Here is a 15,546-nt window from a genome sequence, read left to right as displayed (position 1 = left end):
GATGATCGATCAAATGAAAGTGACGAAGAAACGTCCATCCGGCGAAAGTCGGCACCGCGTGCCAGAGAAAAAGGCACGCGGTGCCGGGCAAACCGGGGCAAACAAGCCCGCTCTCAGTCGATCAAGCGCGCGGGGCGCACCCCAGGACATGCCGCTTCACGAGCAGCCCGATCTCCGGATCCTGACGGCGGAAGGCCTCGACGAGCGCCTCGTGCTCCTCGGCGTACGACTTCTGGACGGTACCCAGCCAGCGGATCGACAGGGCCGTGAAGACCTCGATGCCCAGGCTCTCCCAGGTGTGCAGCAGCACGCTGTTCCCGGCCGCCCGCACCATCTCCCGGTGGAACCCGACGGTGTGCCGCACCTGGGCGGTCCCGTCCTCGGTCCGGTCGGCCTCCCACAACGCCGCCACGTGCGGCTCCAGGGCCGAGCAGTCGGTCGCGAGCCGCGGCGCGGCCAGCTCGGCCGCGATCTGCTCCAGGCCGGCCCGGACCGGATAGATCTCCTCCAGGTCGGCCGCGGACAGGTTCCGCACGCGCACGCCCTTGTTCGGCGCGGACTCGATCAGCCGCAGGGTCTCCAGCTCGCGCAGGGCCTCCCGCACGGGGGTCTGGCTGACCTCCAGCTCGACGGCGATCCGCCGCTCGACGATCCGCTCACCGGGCTTCCAGCGCCCGCTGACGATCCCCTCCACGATGTGCTCGCGGATCTGCTCGCGCAGCGAGTGCACGACGGGTGGGGTGATCATCGGGGCTTCATCTCCTGATAGGGGCAGGCATCGCTTCGATGCGTAGACAATACGGCCGAGTAGCGCCACCGGATGCGTTCCCGGTCGTGGACGCTGGGTGAGGCTGGTTACAAGCGCCACTTTTTGGCGATCCCCAGCCAGCTGGGCGCCCCGCCACGTGGTTTGACGGAGTCGCGGGGCGGCGGGGCACGGAACTCGGAGCCGATGAGGTGCACCGCTTCGGCGATGGTTCCGGGCGAGCTGCGCAAGCCGGGCAGATGGTCCGGGTGGGCCCCGGAAGCCTCGGCCGTGGCGTGGGCGATGGCGTGCGACTGGCCGACGGAACGCCCGTGCGCGAGCGAGCTGTAGAGCGTACGGGAGTACGTACGGCAGTCCTGATCGCCGATGGGCCCGGCGGTGCCGATCACGCACGGGACGGCCACGGCCATGAGATCGGCCAGCTCCGAGGTCCAGCAGGCGTTGAGCACGACGATCCGGAGCCCCTCGTCGACGAACTGGGCCAGCAGGTTGCCCAGCCCCCGGTCGCACACCGGGGCGTCCGCACCGTCGTCGGTGAGGAACCGCAGTCCGCCGCGGTCGGGGGTGCCGCGACCGGAGAAGTGCAGCACGGCGGGCACCTCCTTGATGAGCCGGTCGCTCAGGTCGACGAGCCGGGCGGCCTGGAGGCTGTCCAGGGTGACGGCGTGCCGGTACTGGGAGCCGTCGATGCTGCGCTGGATCTCCCGGAACTCGGCGCCGGTGTCGGGGGAGCCGTGCACGTGGGGCGAGGCCGCCTGGACGACGAGGATCCGGGAGGGTCCGCCGGTCATGGGGCAGCGCTCGCCGCCAGGATGCTCGGGATGAGGGCGCTCAGCGCGGGGGCGTGCCGGGGCTGGATCCCCATGAGGGTGGCGATCTCGGCGATCACCCGGTCCCGGTCGGCGGGTTCGGAAGGGGGCCAGGGGGTGGTGAGGTCCGGCGGGGTGCCGTCGAGGGCGCCGGCGACGCCGAGGTGGGCGGCCGCGGTGAACCGCTCCTGGTAGACGACGGCCTCCAGGAGGGCCACGGCCTTCAGGAGGCCGGGCTCGGCGGCGGGTGCCCTCAGGAGTTGTTGGAGCCGGTCGTGCAGGGCGGAGCGGCTCTCGACGTACTCGTAGGCGGTGGGGATTCCGTCCGCCCGCGCGAGGGTGATCAGGGCGAAGTGCAGGGCGGAGTCGGCCGTTTCGGTGTCGGACTCCAGGATGGCGAGGGCCTGATCGTGCAGCAGTGCCGCTTCGTGGTCGGCGAGGTAGGCCTGGGACTCCTGCCAGTTCGGGAGCTTGGTCCAGGTATCGAGGAGTTCGGCCGTGAGGTACGGGCGGAAGGCGGTGTCCGGACCGGTGGCGGCGGCCTCGCGTGCGATCTGGAGATGCTGGTCGGCGGCCGGTGTGACCAGGGTGAGTGTCTGCAGGGCCAGGGTGGTCTCGGCCGAGCGGAGGCTATCCGCGTGATCGTTCCAGAAGGCGCAGGAGTCCGCCCAGGTGGTGCACCTGATCCAGGCGGCGGCGAGATCGAGTGCGGCTTGGGGGAGGGCGAGCCAGGGTGGGGGTTCGCTGCCGGTCTCGTTGCACCACTGGGTCATGACTTGGGCCGTGTGTGCCTCGTCGGCCTGGTGGTGGGCGCGGAGCCGGAGGATGGCTGAGAAGGCTGCCGGATCGGTTGTTCCGGAGACCTGCGGCGCTGCCGCCAGGGCTATGAGGCTGCGGATGCCGAGTTCTGCATCGATGCTCGCGAGCTCCAGGCCTGCGCGTTGGACGGCGAGGTGCCGGGAAGCTTGCGGATGCGCGGAAAGTAGCTCTTCTGCGGCGGAATAGGCGGCAACGGCGTCGTGAGCAGGGGCAAGACCGGCGAGGTTGGTGAGGCAGGTGGCGAGGTTGGGGAGGTGGGCGGCGGGGCTGGCTTGGGCGAGGGTGCGGTAGAGGTTGGTGGCTTCGGTGATGGTGGTGAGTGCGCCGTTCCGGTCCCCGGCCTCGGCCTGGTGGTTGGCGAGGTTGTTGAGGGACATGGCGAGGTTGGGGAGGTGGGCGGCGGGGCTGGCTTGGGCGAGGGCCCGGTAGAGGCCGGTGGCTTCGGTGATGGTGGTCAGCGCGCCGTTCCGGTCCCCCGCCTCGGCCTGGTAGTTGGCGAGGTTGTTGAGGGAACCGGCGAGGTCGGGGAGGTGGGCGGCGGGGCTGGCTTGGGCGAGGGTGCGGTAGAGGTTGGTGGCTTCGGTGATGGTGGTGAGTGCGCCGTTCCGGTCCCCGGCCTCGGCTTGGCGGTTGGCGAGGTTGTTGAGGGACATGGCGAGGTCGGGGAGGTGGGCAGCGGGGCTGGCTTGGGCGAGGGCCCGGCAGATGGTGACGGCTTCGGTGATGGTGGTGAGTGCGCCGTTCCGCTCTCCGGTCTCGGCCTGGTGGTTGGCGAGGTTGTTGAGGGACAGGGCGAGGTGGGGGAGGTGGGCGGCGGGGCTGGCTTGGGCGAGGGAGCGGCGGATGGTGACGGCTTCCGTGATGGTGGTGAGTGCGCCGTTCCGGTCCCCGGTCTCGGCCTGGTGGTTGGCGAGGTTGTTGAGGGACATGGCGAGGTTGGGGAGGTGGGCGGCGGGGCTGGCTTGGGCGAGGGCGCGGTAGAGGTCGGTGGCTTCGGTGATGGTGGTGAGTGCGCCGTTCCGGTCCCCGGCCGCGGCCTGGTGGACGGCGAGGTTGGTGAGGGACATGGCGAGGTTGGCGAGGTAGGCGGCGGGGCTGGCTTGGGCGAGGGTGCGGTAGAGGTCGGTGGCTTCGGTGATGGTGGTGAGTGCGCCGTTCCGGTCCCCGGCCGCAGCCTGGTGGTTGGCGAGGTTGTTGAGGGAGCCGGCGAGGTCGGGGAGGTAGGCGGCGGGGCTGGCTTGGGCGAGGGTGCGGTAGAGGTCGGTGGCTTCGGTGATGGTGGTGAGTGCGCCGTTCCGGTCCCCGGCCGCGGCCTGTTGGGTGGCGAGGTTGTTGAGGGCCATGGCGAGGTTGGGGAGGTGGGCGGCGGGGCTGGCTTGGGCGAGGGTGCGGTAGAGGTTGGTGGCTTCGGTGATGGTGGTGAGTGCGCCGTTCCGGTCCCCGGCCGCAGCCTGGTGGTTGGCGAGGTTGTTGAGGGAGCTGGCGAGGTGGGGGAGCTGGGCGGCGGGGCTGGCTTGGGCGAGGGTGCGGTAGAGGTCGGTGGCTTCGGTGATGGTGGTAAGTGCGCCGTTCCGGTCCCCGGTCTCGGCTTGGCGGTTGGCGAGGTTGTTGAGGGACATGGCGAGGTGGGGGAGGTGGGCGGCGGGGCTGGCTTGGGCGAGGGTGCGGTAGAGGTCGGTGGCTTCGGTGATGGTGGTGAGTGCGCCGTTCCGGTCCCCGGTCTCGGCCTGTTGGGTGGCGAGGTTGGTGAGGGACATGGCGAGGTTGGGGAGGTAGGCGGCGGGGCTGGCTTGGGCGAGGGAGCGGCGGATGGTGACGGCTTCGGTGATGGTGGTGAGTGCGCCGTTCCGGTCCCCGGTCTCGGCCTGGTGGACGGCGAGGTTGTTGAGGGAGCCGGCGAGGTCGGGGAGGTGGGCGGCGGGGCTGGCTTGGGCGAGGGTGCGGTAGAGGTCGGCGGCTTCCTGTGACGATGCCAGGGCCTCCTCCCGTCGGCCGGCGCTGCTCAGCATGACGGCCACCCCCCTGAGCGCATCAGCGAGATCGGGCTGGAACGCCTCACCCGCGACGTCGACGAGCTCGCGGATCAGGATCACTCCCTCGTTCCCGGCTTCGGCCGCATGGGCGGACAATGTCCTGCACAGGTAGGGGTTTGCGTTCTCGAGCACCGTGGTGCCCTCGGACTGCGCCCTCAGAAGATCGACCAGCGCACGAGCCACGCGATACGCGGGATCCGACGGCTCACCCCGCATCCGAAGGTGGGCCACGAACTCCCGGTGGTACAACCGGTAGACCGCCTGCACGCCGTCGCTGTCCTCCACGACGTACCGGCCGTAGGTGTTGAGCAGCCAGTCCACGTCCTCCGGACCGTACGTGACCCCGTCCGGGCCGAGCGCGGAGGCCGCCGCCTCCCAGACGCCCTGCGCCGGCATGCCGTTCCCGACGCTCCACGCGAGCGCCATCAGGAGGTCCTCGGCTGCGGACGGCAGGAGTTCGCCGTCCCGCTTCCGTTGCGGCCCGCTCCTGAGGTCCTCCGTGAAGGCGGCGCTGATGGACAACGGAATGGCCGCCTCCCAATTCCGGTCCTCGTTGCCCGATGAGCTGAGATGCCTGATCACCGAGTCCGTCGCCATCCTGGCGAAGAGGAAGCTGCCGTCATGAGGAGCCGCTCGCTGTGCGATGCCCGACGCGACGGTCGCGGCGTCCCCGGGCGGCAGCTCGCGGGCCAGCCGTCGTCGGCAGTACTCCTCGATGTCGCGCTCCGTCCCGGCCTCGTCGTCCAGGTCGGTCGTCCGGGCCCGGGCGTCGACGAGGCGGTTCACCACTTGGTCCAGCGGTTCCCGGAGATCCCCCTGCGGCCGGAAGGACCGTCCCCGGGAGCCCAGCAGTACGCACGCCAGCCGGCTCAGGGGCGCCAGGAGCTGTTCGATGATCGCGAAGTCCTGCTCCGGGGCCGCCTCGTCCAGGCCGTCCAGGACCAGCACCAGGTGCGCTGGGGCGCCGGGCCAGCCCCGTTCCACCTCGTCGATCAGGGCGGCGGGGGTCTGCGGAGGGTCCACGTTCAGCCGGCGGGCGATGGCCTCGGCCAGGTGCTGCACCGTGAAGCCCCGCAGGTGCAGCGAGACGTGCACCGACCCCTCACCCGGGTCCGGATCTTCCTTCGTGAGCGGCCTGTGCGCCACGATGCTCGCCCGGTGTTCCCGGTCGGACAGCGTGGCGATCCGCCCGAGGACGGCCGATTTACCGCTGCCGGCGCTCCCCGTCACCAGGAACAGGCCGGGCTGCCCCGTGCCCATCCACTCCACGATGTCCCCGAGCACCCGGCGCCGGCCGCTGAAGAACCACCCCTCGTCGGTCCGGGCGGCTCCGCGAGCCGCCTGGACCAGGTGCTCCACCAGCTCCGGCTCCGGAGCGGCCCTGCGGAGCGGATTGGCGAACATCGGGAGGTCCCGGCCGGTCATGGCCTCGAGCGGACGGTGGCCGACCTCCTCGGGCCACTGCGTGAGCAGGGTCTTGATGACCGTGCTCCCGCTGATCTGCTCGTTGCGGCGGCTCCACTCGTGGCGGTACGCATCCGTCTGCGGCCCGTCGCGCAGCAGGCGGCCGAAGGAATCGAGGAGGATGCCGGCGGCCTCCGCCTCCTCCTGGGGGCGGCAGCTGGCGATCACTCCGAGCCAGGCGGACCTGCCCGGGGGGAGGTTCTTCGCCGACAGCTTGTTCAGGGCCTTCTGCAGGGACTCCCAGACGCCCGCGCCGGCATGGCACGTGTCGATGAGGAGTAAGACCTGGTCCGCCCTGCCGAGCAGGGCGGCCGCGGTGAGCTCCGTTGCCGAGAACGTCTCGCCCTCGTACTCGGCGTTCTCGGTGTCGCACAGCGCCAGCCGCAGCTCCCCGTCGTCCAGCACGCCGTGCCCGGACCACATCACGACGGCGGGTCCGTTGCGGCCGCCCCGCCCCCAGTCCACCGCCCACTCCCGGACGGGCGCACCGATCGCGTTCCACTGCGGATCGGCCAGCACCGTCGCCGTGTACCCGTGCCCCTCCAGCAGCTCGCACAGCTCCCGCATCTGCTCGGTCGCCCCGGTCAGCCGCCGGAACCTCGGCTTCTCGTACCGCTCGACCACGACCCCCAGGGCCGTGCCCCGGATGCCCTCGGATGCCTCACTCACCGGCTTCCCCCACCACCGTCAGCGCCGTCACGGTCGTCTCCGCGCGCGCGGTCACCCGTACGGCCAGCCGGTACGCGCCCGGCTCCGGGGCCGGGAAGGCCACGGTGTAGCGGCCCTCGCCCAGGGGGCGCACCGTGCGGGAGAGCGGCGCGGTGCCGTCGGCCGGGCGGAGTTCCGCCGTGAGGTGGAGTGCGTCGTGGTCGGGGACCTCCGGCGGGACCGTGACCGTGACCTCGTACGGATCGCCCGGGGCCGGCAGCGAGGGGGCCAGGACGCCCAGCGTGATGTCGCCGTCCTCCCCGCCCCGGTGGAACGGCCGTTCGTGGCCGAGCAGGCCGCACAGGGCGTCCCGTACGCCCCTGTTGTTCTGCAGGGAGCCGTGCTGCTCGCACGGGGTGTGGGCCTCGGGCACGGCGTAGTCCGTGTTGTCGGCGTTCGCGGGGCGGGCCGAGAGGCGGGGGACCGTGCCGTCACCGTGCTCGTAGACACTGTCGATGTCCCACAGCGGGGTCAGGGCGTCGCCGGAGAGCTCCGCCGTGGTGAGCGTCGGCTGGCGGATACCGGTGATGGCGTGCAGCGGGGTCGGCTCGGGCCGGCCGGCCGCCGCGCGGCGCAGGTCCGCGTGGAAGAGTGCCGCGTCCGCCAGCAGCCCGGGGTCGACGCCCGGCAGACCGGTCAGCTCACGGGCGTACACGAGACCTCCGGGAGCCGTGACGCACGCGTAGTCGGGGGCCAGCTGGTGCAGGGAGGGCAGGCTGCGGGCGAAGGCGCTGAGGTCGACGCCGAGCGGGCCCCACCCCTTGCGGAGGCCGTTCACCAGGTGGGCCAGGGCGTCCAGCGAGCCGCGGTGCGGGGTGCCCAGGGTGATCAGACGGCGGGTGGTCTCGTGTCCGCCGAGCAGCTCCACGTACTGGCGGGCGATCAGCCCGCCCATGGAATGGCAGATGAAGACGACGCGGGCGTCCCGGCGCTCGGCCGCCGAGTCCTGCCAGCGCTCCAGGGCGCGGTCGACGACCTCCTTGAGCCGCTCCGCGTTGTAGCGGCAGGACAAACGCCAGTCGTACGCGAAGGGGACCAGGTTCTCCCCGCGCGTGAGCGTGAAGGACCGCTCCAGCCAGCCCAGCAGGTCCGTGTAGCCGTCGACCGGCTGCCAGAGTCCGGGGAGGGCGTGCACGTCGGGCATGACGCCGATGGGGACGACCCCGTCGCCGGGGTGGTCGTTTCCGATGTCCCTCGGGAGGCGCAGCCCCTTCACCGAGCCGCCGACGGTCCGCAGTGCTCGCGCCAGGGCGCCGCCGGACAGGTCCCAGACCGGTTTGCCGTCGGCGTTCGCCAGTCGGCTGCCCATGATGCCCGGCAGTACCACTACAAGATCGTTCACCCGTGCGCGTGACATGCGTGCCCCCGCCGACTCGTTGCTGGACCAGTCAGCGTATGACGACGGCGCCCCCGCCCGGAGGGTGTTCCGGGCGAGGGCGCCGTATCGAGTGGCTGCCGCGGGGGCGTGAGCCCTACAGGCCGAGTTCGACCTCGAACTCGCCGGCCTCGAGGATCGCCTTGACGGCCGAGAGGTACCGGGCCGCGTCCGCGCCGTCCACCAGGCGGTGGTCGTAGGACAGGGTCAGGTACGTCATGTCGCGGGCGCCGATGACGGTGCCCTCGGCGGTCTCCAGGACCACCGGGCGCTTCACCGTGGCACCGATGCCCAGGATGGCGACCTGGTTCGGGGGCACGATGACCGTGTCGAACAGCGCACCGCGCGAGCCGGTGTTGCTGATGGTGAAGGTCGCGCCCGACAGCTCGTCCGGCGTGATCTTGTTGCCGCGGACCTTGGCGGCCAGGTCGGCGGTCGCCTTGGAGATGCCCGCCAGGTTGAGGTCACCGGCACCCTTGATGACCGGGGTCATCAGGCCCTTCTCGGAGTCCACGGCGATGCCGATGTTCTCCGAGTCGAAGTAGGTGATGGTGCCCTCGTCCTCGTTGATCCGGGCGTTGACGACCGCGTGGGCCTTCAGCGCCTGGGCCGCGGCCTTGACGAAGAACGGCATCGGCGAGAGCTTGACGCCCTCACGGGCCAGGAACGCGCCCTTGGCCTTCTCGCGCAGCTTCATGATCTTGGTGATGTCCACCTCGACCACGGAGCTGAGCTGAGCCTGCGAGTGCAGGGCCTTCATCATGTTGTCGCCGATGACCTTGCGCATGCGGGTCATCTTGACCGTCTGACCGCGCAGCTCGGAGACCGCGGCGGCCGGAGCCTTCGCGGCCGGAGCGGCGGCCGGAGCCGGGGCGGCGGCAGCGGCCTTGGCGGCCTCGGCGGCGGCCAGGACGTCCTGCTTGCGGATACGGCCACCGACACCGGTGCCCGAGACCGTGGACAGGTTGACGCCGGACTCCGAGGCGAGCTTGCGCACCAGCGGGGTCACGTACGCGGCCTCGTCACCGGCGGACGCCGGGGCGGCGGCCGGAGCCGGGGCAGCGGGGGTGACCGGAGCCGGAGCGGCCACCGGGGCGGCGGCCTGGACCGGAGCCGGGGCGGCGACCGGAGCGGCCGGGGCGACCGGAGCCGGAGCGGCGACCGGGGCGGCGGCCTGGACCGGAGCCGGGGCGGCGACGGGGGCGGCGGGAGCCGGAGCGGCCGCGGGGGCCGGGGCGGCAGCCGGAGCCGGGGCGGCCGGGGCGGCACCGGCGGCGCCGATGACGGCCAGGACGGTGCCGACCTCGGCGGTCTCGTCCTCGTTGATCCGGATCTCCAGCAGGGTGCCGGAGACCGGCGCGGGGATCTCGGTGTCGACCTTGTCCGTGGAGACCTCGAGCAGCGGTTCGTCGGCCTCGATGGACTCGCCGACCTGCTTCAGCCAGCGGGTGACGGTGCCCTCGGTGACGGACTCGCCCAGCGCGGGGAGCACGACATCGGTGCCCGACGCGGCCGGAGCGGCAGCGGGAGCCTCGGCAGCGGGAGCCGGGGCCGCGGGGGCCTCGGCGACCGGAGCCGGAGCGGCCTCGGCGGCCGGGGCGGCGGCCGGCTCGGCGGCGGGAGCCGCGGCAGCGGCCGGAGCGCCGGAGCCGTCGTCGATGACGGCCAGCTCGGCGCCGACCTCGACGGTCTCGTCCTCGGCGACCTTGATGGAGGCCAGGATGCCCGACACGGGGGAGGGGATCTCGGTGTCGACCTTGTCGGTCGAGACCTCGAGCAGCGGCTCGTCGGCCTCGACGCGCTCGCCCTCGGCCTTCAGCCAGCGGGTGACAGTGCCCTCGGTGACGCTCTCACCGAGCGCCGGAAGGGTTACGGAAACCGACATGGTTTCAGTTGCTCCTAACGAAAGTGCGGAAGTGGTCGTCGCGCCCGTGACGAATTAGTCGTGGGAGTGAAGCGGCTTGCCGGCCAGGGCCAGGTGGGCCTCGCCCATCGCTTCGTTCTGGGTCGGGTGCGCGTGGATGAGCTGCGCGACCTCGGCCGGAAGAGCTTCCCAGTTGTAGATCAGCTGGGCCTCGCCGACCTGCTCGCCCATCCGGTCACCGACCATGTGGACGCCGACCACGGCACCGTCCTTGACCTGGACGAGCTTGATCTCGCCCGCGGTCTTGAGGATCTTGCTCTTGCCGTTGCCAGCCAGGTTGTACTTCAGGGCCACGACCTTGTCCGCGCCGTAGATCTCCTTGGCCTTGGCCTCGGTGATGCCGACGGAAGCGACCTCGGGGTGGCAGTAGGTGACGCGCGGGACACCGTCGTAGTCGATCGGGACGGCCTTGAGGCCGGCCAGACGCTCCGCCACCAGGATGCCCTCGGCGAAGCCGACGTGCGCGAGCTGGAGGGTCGGGACGAGGTCACCGACGGCCGAGATGGTCGGCACGTTGGTCTGCATGTACTCGTCGACCAGGACGTAGCCGCGGTCCATCGCGACGCCCTGCTCCTCGTAGCCCAGACCCTGCGAGACGGGGCCGCGGCCCACGGCCACCAGCAGCACCTCGGCCTCGAAGGTCTTGCCGTCGACCAGCGTCACGCGGACGCCGTTCTCGGTGTACTCGGCCTTGTCGAAGAAGGTGCCCAGGTTGAACTTGATGCCGCGCTTGCGGAACGCGCGCTCCAGCAGCTTCGAGCTGTTCTCGTCCTCGACCGGCACGAGGTGCTTGAGGCCCTCGATGACGGTGATGTCGGAGCCGAAGGACTTCCACGCCGAGGCGAACTCGACGCCGATGACGCCGCCGCCCAGGACGATCGCCGACTCGGGGACGCGGTCCAGGACCAGGGCGTGGTCCGAGGAGATGATGCGGTTGCCGTCGATGTTCAGGCCCGGCAGCGACTTCGGCACGGAGCCGGTCGCCAGCAGGATGTGGCGGCCCTGGATGCTCCGGCCGTTCACGTCGACGGAAGTCGGGGAGGAGAGGCGGCCCTCTCCCTCGATGTAGGTCACCTTGCGGGAGGCGACCAGGCCCTGCAGACCCTTGTACAGGCCCGAGATGACCTCGTCCTTGTACTTGTGGACACCCGCGATGTCGATCCCCTCGAAAGAGGTCTTGACACCGAACTGGGCGGCTTCACGAGCCTGGTCCGCGATCTCGCCCGCGTGCAGCAGAGCCTTCGTGGGGATGCAGCCGTTGTGCAGGCAGGTGCCGCCGAGCTTGTTCTTCTCGATCAGGGCAACGTCCAGACCCAGCTGGGATGCGCGCAGCGCCGCGGCGTAACCGCCACTGCCACCGCCGAGGATCACTAGGTCGAAAACGGTGCTGGCGTCGTTCGCCACGTCACGTCCTCCATGCATGTGCGCCGGGCACCGGTCCTCTGTGACCGGGCGGCGGCTGGTAATCGGCCGCTTGTTTCTTCGGCCCTGTGGTGGGGGCCCTGTCCTGCCGAGAACCCATCTTCGCATTTGTCGGGGGAACGCGGGACGCCGGGCCCACGATGTGATCGGGCGATCCACCCGGACCGAGGGTTACCGATGCGTAGGTACCTACGGAGATACCTACCGATTCCTTGAGGTTTCGCCGTGAGACGGACGCGCACGGCACACGGACGGACGCACCCCGGGCCCTGACCCGGCCCGGGGTGCGTCACGTCACATCACTCGTGGTACGTCAGCCCAGGTCGCCCGTGGCCGTGCGCTCGGCCAGCCGCACCAGGGTGCGCACGGCGGAGCCGGTGCCGCCCTTGGGGGTGTAGCCGTGCGGCGCGCCCTCGTGGAAGGCCGGGCCGGCGATGTCGAGGTGGGCCCAGGTGATGCCCTCGCCGACGAACTCCTGCAGGAAGAGGCCGGCCACCAGGCCGCCGCCCATGCGGACACCCATGTTCGCGATGTCGGCGGTGGGGGAGTCCATGGTCTTGCGCAGCTCGGCGGGGAGCGGCATCGGCCAGGAGGACTCGCCGACCTCCTCGGCGATCTCGTGGATCGAGGTGCGGAAGGCGTCGTCGTTCGCCATGATCCCGAAGGTGCGGTCGCCGAGGGCGAGCACCATCGCGCCGGTCAGGGTCGCGACGTCGACGATCGCGTCCGGGTTGTCCTCGGAGGCCTTGGTCAGGGCGTCACCGAGGACCAGGCGGCCCTCGGCGTCCGTGTTGAGGACCTCGACGGTCTTGCCGCTGTACATGCGCAGCACGTCACCGGGCTTGGTGGCGGAGCCGGACGGCATGTTCTCGGCGAGCGCGAGCCAGCCGGTGACGTTGACCCGCAGGCCCAGCTTCGCGGCCGCGACGACGGAGGCGAAGACGGCGGCGGCGCCGGCCATGTCGCACTTCATCGTCTCGTTGTGGCCGGCCGGCTTCAGGGAGATGCCGCCCGAGTCGTAGGTGATGCCCTTGCCGACGAAGGCCAGGGTCTTCTCCGCCTTGGGGTGGGTGTAGGTGAGCTTCACCAGGCGCGGCGGGTTCTCGGAGCCCTTGCCGACGCCCATGATGCCGCCGAAGCCACCCTTGACCAGGGCCTTCTCGTCCAGGACCTGGACCTTGATGCCGTTCTCCTTCGCGGCCGCGGAGGCGACCGCGGCGAAGGCCTCGGGGGTCAGGTCGTTCGGCGGGGTGTTCACCAGGTCGCGGGCGATGTTGACCTCGGTGGCCACGACCGCGGCGCGCTCGACGGCGGCCTTGTGCTCCTTGTCGCGGGGCTTGGCGCCCAGCAGGGCCACCTCGGCCAGCGGGGCCTTCGGGGCCGCGCCCTTGGCCTCCTTGCGGACCTTGTTCTCGCCGCCCTGGTAGGCGGTGAAGGCGTACGCGCCCAGCAGCGCGCCCTCGGCGACGGCGGTGACGGCCGAGGCGTCCTCGAGCGGGAGCGCGAAGGCGGCCTTCTTGCTGCCGTGCAGCGCGCGGGCGGCGGCGCCGGCGGCGCGGCGCAGCACCTCCTCGTCGAACGACTCGTCCTTCTCGGGGACGGAGCCGAGCCCCACCGCCAGCACGACCGGGACCTTGAGGCCTGCCGGGGCCGGCAGCTTGGTGATCTCGCCTTCGGCCCCCGAGGCGCCGAGCGCGTCGAGGACGCCGGCGAGCTTACCGTCGTAAGCCTTGTCCACGGCCTCGGCGCCCGCGGCGACGATCGGCCCCTTGGGGCCCTTCGCCACGCCGACGACGAGGGCGTCGGCGCGGAGCGTCGCCGCGCCGGCAGTGCTGAGAGTCAGAGCAGTCACGGTGGTGAAGTCTCGCTTCCGTTTGTGTATGTGGGCCGAGTGGGTGGACGGCCATCCGTAGCGATCGTATTCGGGCCCGACGGCCGCCAGAAATGAGCCTACGCGCACGCGCTCGTCCGTACGTCACTCGAAGGTTTGGCAAGTTGTTCGATCAAGACGCCATCAGGTTCACCCATCTGTGGACTCTGCTCCAGGTTTGCCTCGTAGACCTGACGAGGTCCGAGAGACTCGGTCCACTCTCGCAAGGGGACGCGGGGTTCCTTTGCATGATTTCCACAGAGCCTCCCAGGCCCGGCGCTCCGCCAGGGCCGAGTCGAGGGACGCCTGCGGGGGGAAAGGCCGAAATGGTCAACAAGAATCGGATGAACAGGGTCGCGGCGATGATGGCCGCAGCCGCCCTGGTGTCCGTGGCAGTACCCGCCGCGACCGCCACGGCGGCCGTGACACCGCGCATCGACCTGAAGGTGCTGGTCGTCGACGACGGCGGCAGCTCGGTCGAGGCGATCACCGCGGAACTCCGCGACACGGGGGTGCCCTACACCCGCGTCCAGCTGGGCAGCAGCGGCCGCCCGGTCATCAACGCGGGCTTCCTCAGCGACACCGTGGACGGCCGTCCGCGCGCCAAGTACCAGGGTGTCGTCCTGCCGAACGAGAACCCGTTCGGCGAGGGCTCGGCCGAGATGGCCGCGCTCGCCGCCTACGAGACGACGTACGGGATCCGCCAGGTCGACGCCTACACCTGGTCCCACCCGGGAGTCGGGCTGGAATACACCGACAACGGGGGCTACAGCGGCCAGCTCGACGGCACCCAGGCCGCCGTCACCACCGCGGGCAAGGCCGGCCCGTTCGCCTACCTCGGCGGCCAGGTCACCTTCGAGGACAACTCCGCGCTCGTCCCCGAGAGCTTCGGGTTCATGGGCAAGCCCCGGCCCGGCTACACCAGCTACCTGGACGCCCCGGTCGGTACCGGACGCGCCTCGCTCGTCGGCGAGTACACCCACGACGGACGCAGCGAACTGGTCGTCACCTTCGGCTACAACCAGTACCAGCAGCAGTTCCGGCTGCTCGCCCGCGGCATCGTCGACTGGCTGACCCAGGGGGTGCACCTCGGCCAGAGCCGCAACTACTTCGCGGTCCACGTCGACGACGTCTTCGCCCCCGACGCCCGCTGGAACAAGGACCTGAACTGCACGCCGGGCGACTACGCCTGCGCGGGCGGCGAGGGCAAGGAGAGCACCATCCGGATGTCCGCCGCCGACGCCGTGTACGCGGCGCAGTGGCAGACCTCCAAGAGCTTCAAGCTCGACATGCTCTTCAACGGCGGAGCCGGCGAGGAGTGGAAGGCCGAGAACGGCGGCGTCGACGCGATGACCGCCCAGCTCGTCGCCGACCGCGCCAAGTACCGCTGGATGAACCACACCTACACCCACCCGTTCCTCGGCTGCATCCAGAACACCGCCGTCACCCCGTGGACCTGTACGAAGAACGCCGCCGGCGCGATCCAGTACATGAGCCGCGCCGAGATCTCCGCCCAGATCCGCGACAACAACAACTGGGCCGCGTCCAAGGGGATCACCCTCGACCGGACCGAGCTGGTCACCGGCGAGCACTCCGGGCTCAAGACCGGGCCGCAGCAGCCCGCGGACAACCCCAACCTGGCCGGCGCCCTCGCCGACAACGGGGTCAAGTGGGCCGGCAGCGACAACTCCCGCGAACCCGCGCAGCGAGCGGTCGGCTCCGCCCTCACGGTCCCCCGGCACCCGATGAACGTGTACTACAACACGGGCACCAACGCCGAGATGGCCGACGAGTACAACTGGATCTACACCAGCCGCGCCCACGGCGGCAGCGGCATCTGCGAGGACAACCCGGGCACCTCCACCTGCCTGCCGGCCCCGCTGGACGTCAACACCGGCTACCTCAGCACCATCGTCCCGGCCGAGGCCCGCACCGCCCTGCGCCACGTCCTGGCCAACGACCCGCGGCCGCACTACGTCCACCAGTCCAACCTCGCCGAGGACCGCACCCTCTACCCCGTGCTCAACCAGGTCCTCGACACCTACCGCGCCCTCTACGCCCCCAGCGCTCCGATCGTCAACCAGAGCATGAAGGACACCGGCGTCGAGTTCCAGCGCCGCGCCGCCTGGGACAAGGCACTCGCGGACGGCAAGGTCACCGCCTACCGCATCGGCAACGACGTCACCATCAAGGCGCCCTCCGGAGTCGTCGCCCCGGTCACCGCTCCCAACGGCACCAAGAAGCAAATGCTGCTCGGCACCGCCGACTTCGGCACCGCGTACGCCGGCAACCGCTCCACCTGGACTGGTCCCGAGCTGCTCCAGAGCGCCGTCACGCTCAAGCTGCCCAGCTGACC

8 protein-coding genes are annotated in these 15,546 nt (G+C 71.0%); 1 reads left to right on the top strand and 7 read right to left on the bottom strand.

What is annotated here, in order from left to right:
* Positions 1–121 precede the first annotated feature (121 nt).
* The 7 genes from OG444_RS11955 to OG444_RS11925 all read right to left on the bottom strand — a co-directional run bounded on the left by OG444_RS11955 (position 122) and on the right by OG444_RS11925 (position 13,172).
* Entirely contained in the window at positions 122–745 is a 624-nt protein-coding gene (locus tag OG444_RS11955; RefSeq protein ID WP_327266751.1) for a GntR family transcriptional regulator, read from the bottom strand.
* 110 nt (positions 746–855) lie between these two features.
* Positions 856–1,557, bottom strand: coding sequence for a CHAT domain-containing protein (locus OG444_RS11950; protein ID WP_327262143.1), 702 nt, complete (start codon positions 1,555–1,557; stop codon positions 856–858).
* Positions 1,554–6,560, bottom strand: a complete 5,007-nt coding sequence (locus OG444_RS11945) for an ATP-binding protein (protein WP_327262142.1) — start codon at positions 6,558–6,560, stop codon at positions 1,554–1,556. The genes OG444_RS11950 and OG444_RS11945 overlap by 4 nt, the downstream gene beginning before the upstream one ends.
* Positions 6,553–7,956: an esterase/lipase family protein gene (locus OG444_RS11940; RefSeq protein WP_327262141.1), complete on the bottom strand. Its 1,404-nt coding sequence runs from the start codon at positions 7,954–7,956 to the stop codon at positions 6,553–6,555. The genes OG444_RS11945 and OG444_RS11940 overlap by 8 nt, the downstream gene beginning before the upstream one ends.
* Before the next feature lie 115 nt (positions 7,957–8,071).
* A complete protein-coding gene (gene sucB, locus OG444_RS11935; protein ID WP_327262140.1) occupies positions 8,072–9,859 on the bottom strand; it encodes a 2-oxoglutarate dehydrogenase, E2 component, dihydrolipoamide succinyltransferase in 1,788 nt (595 codons plus the stop codon).
* Between the two features lie 54 nt (positions 9,860–9,913).
* Positions 9,914–11,302: a dihydrolipoyl dehydrogenase gene (lpdA, locus tag OG444_RS11930; RefSeq protein ID WP_327262139.1), complete on the bottom strand. Its 1,389-nt coding sequence runs from the start codon at positions 11,300–11,302 to the stop codon at positions 9,914–9,916.
* Between the two features lie 331 nt (positions 11,303–11,633).
* On the bottom strand, positions 11,634–13,172 hold the full coding sequence (locus OG444_RS11925) for a leucyl aminopeptidase (RefSeq protein ID WP_327262138.1): 1,539 nt from the start codon (positions 13,170–13,172) through the stop codon (positions 11,634–11,636).
* 344 nt (positions 13,173–13,516) lie between these two features.
* On the opposite strand from OG444_RS11925, the gene OG444_RS11920 reads away from it, so the two are divergent.
* Entirely contained in the window at positions 13,517–15,544 is a 2,028-nt protein-coding gene (locus OG444_RS11920) for a hypothetical protein (RefSeq protein WP_327262137.1), read from the top strand.
* Positions 15,545–15,546: the final 2 nt, after the last annotated feature.

It is taken from the genome of Streptomyces sp. NBC_01232, from assembly GCF_035989885.1.
Lineage (GTDB): Bacteria > Actinomycetota > Actinomycetes > Streptomycetales > Streptomycetaceae > Streptomyces.
Note: the sequence above shows the minus strand (reverse complement) of the source record. Positions and strands in the feature narration are given on the sequence as shown.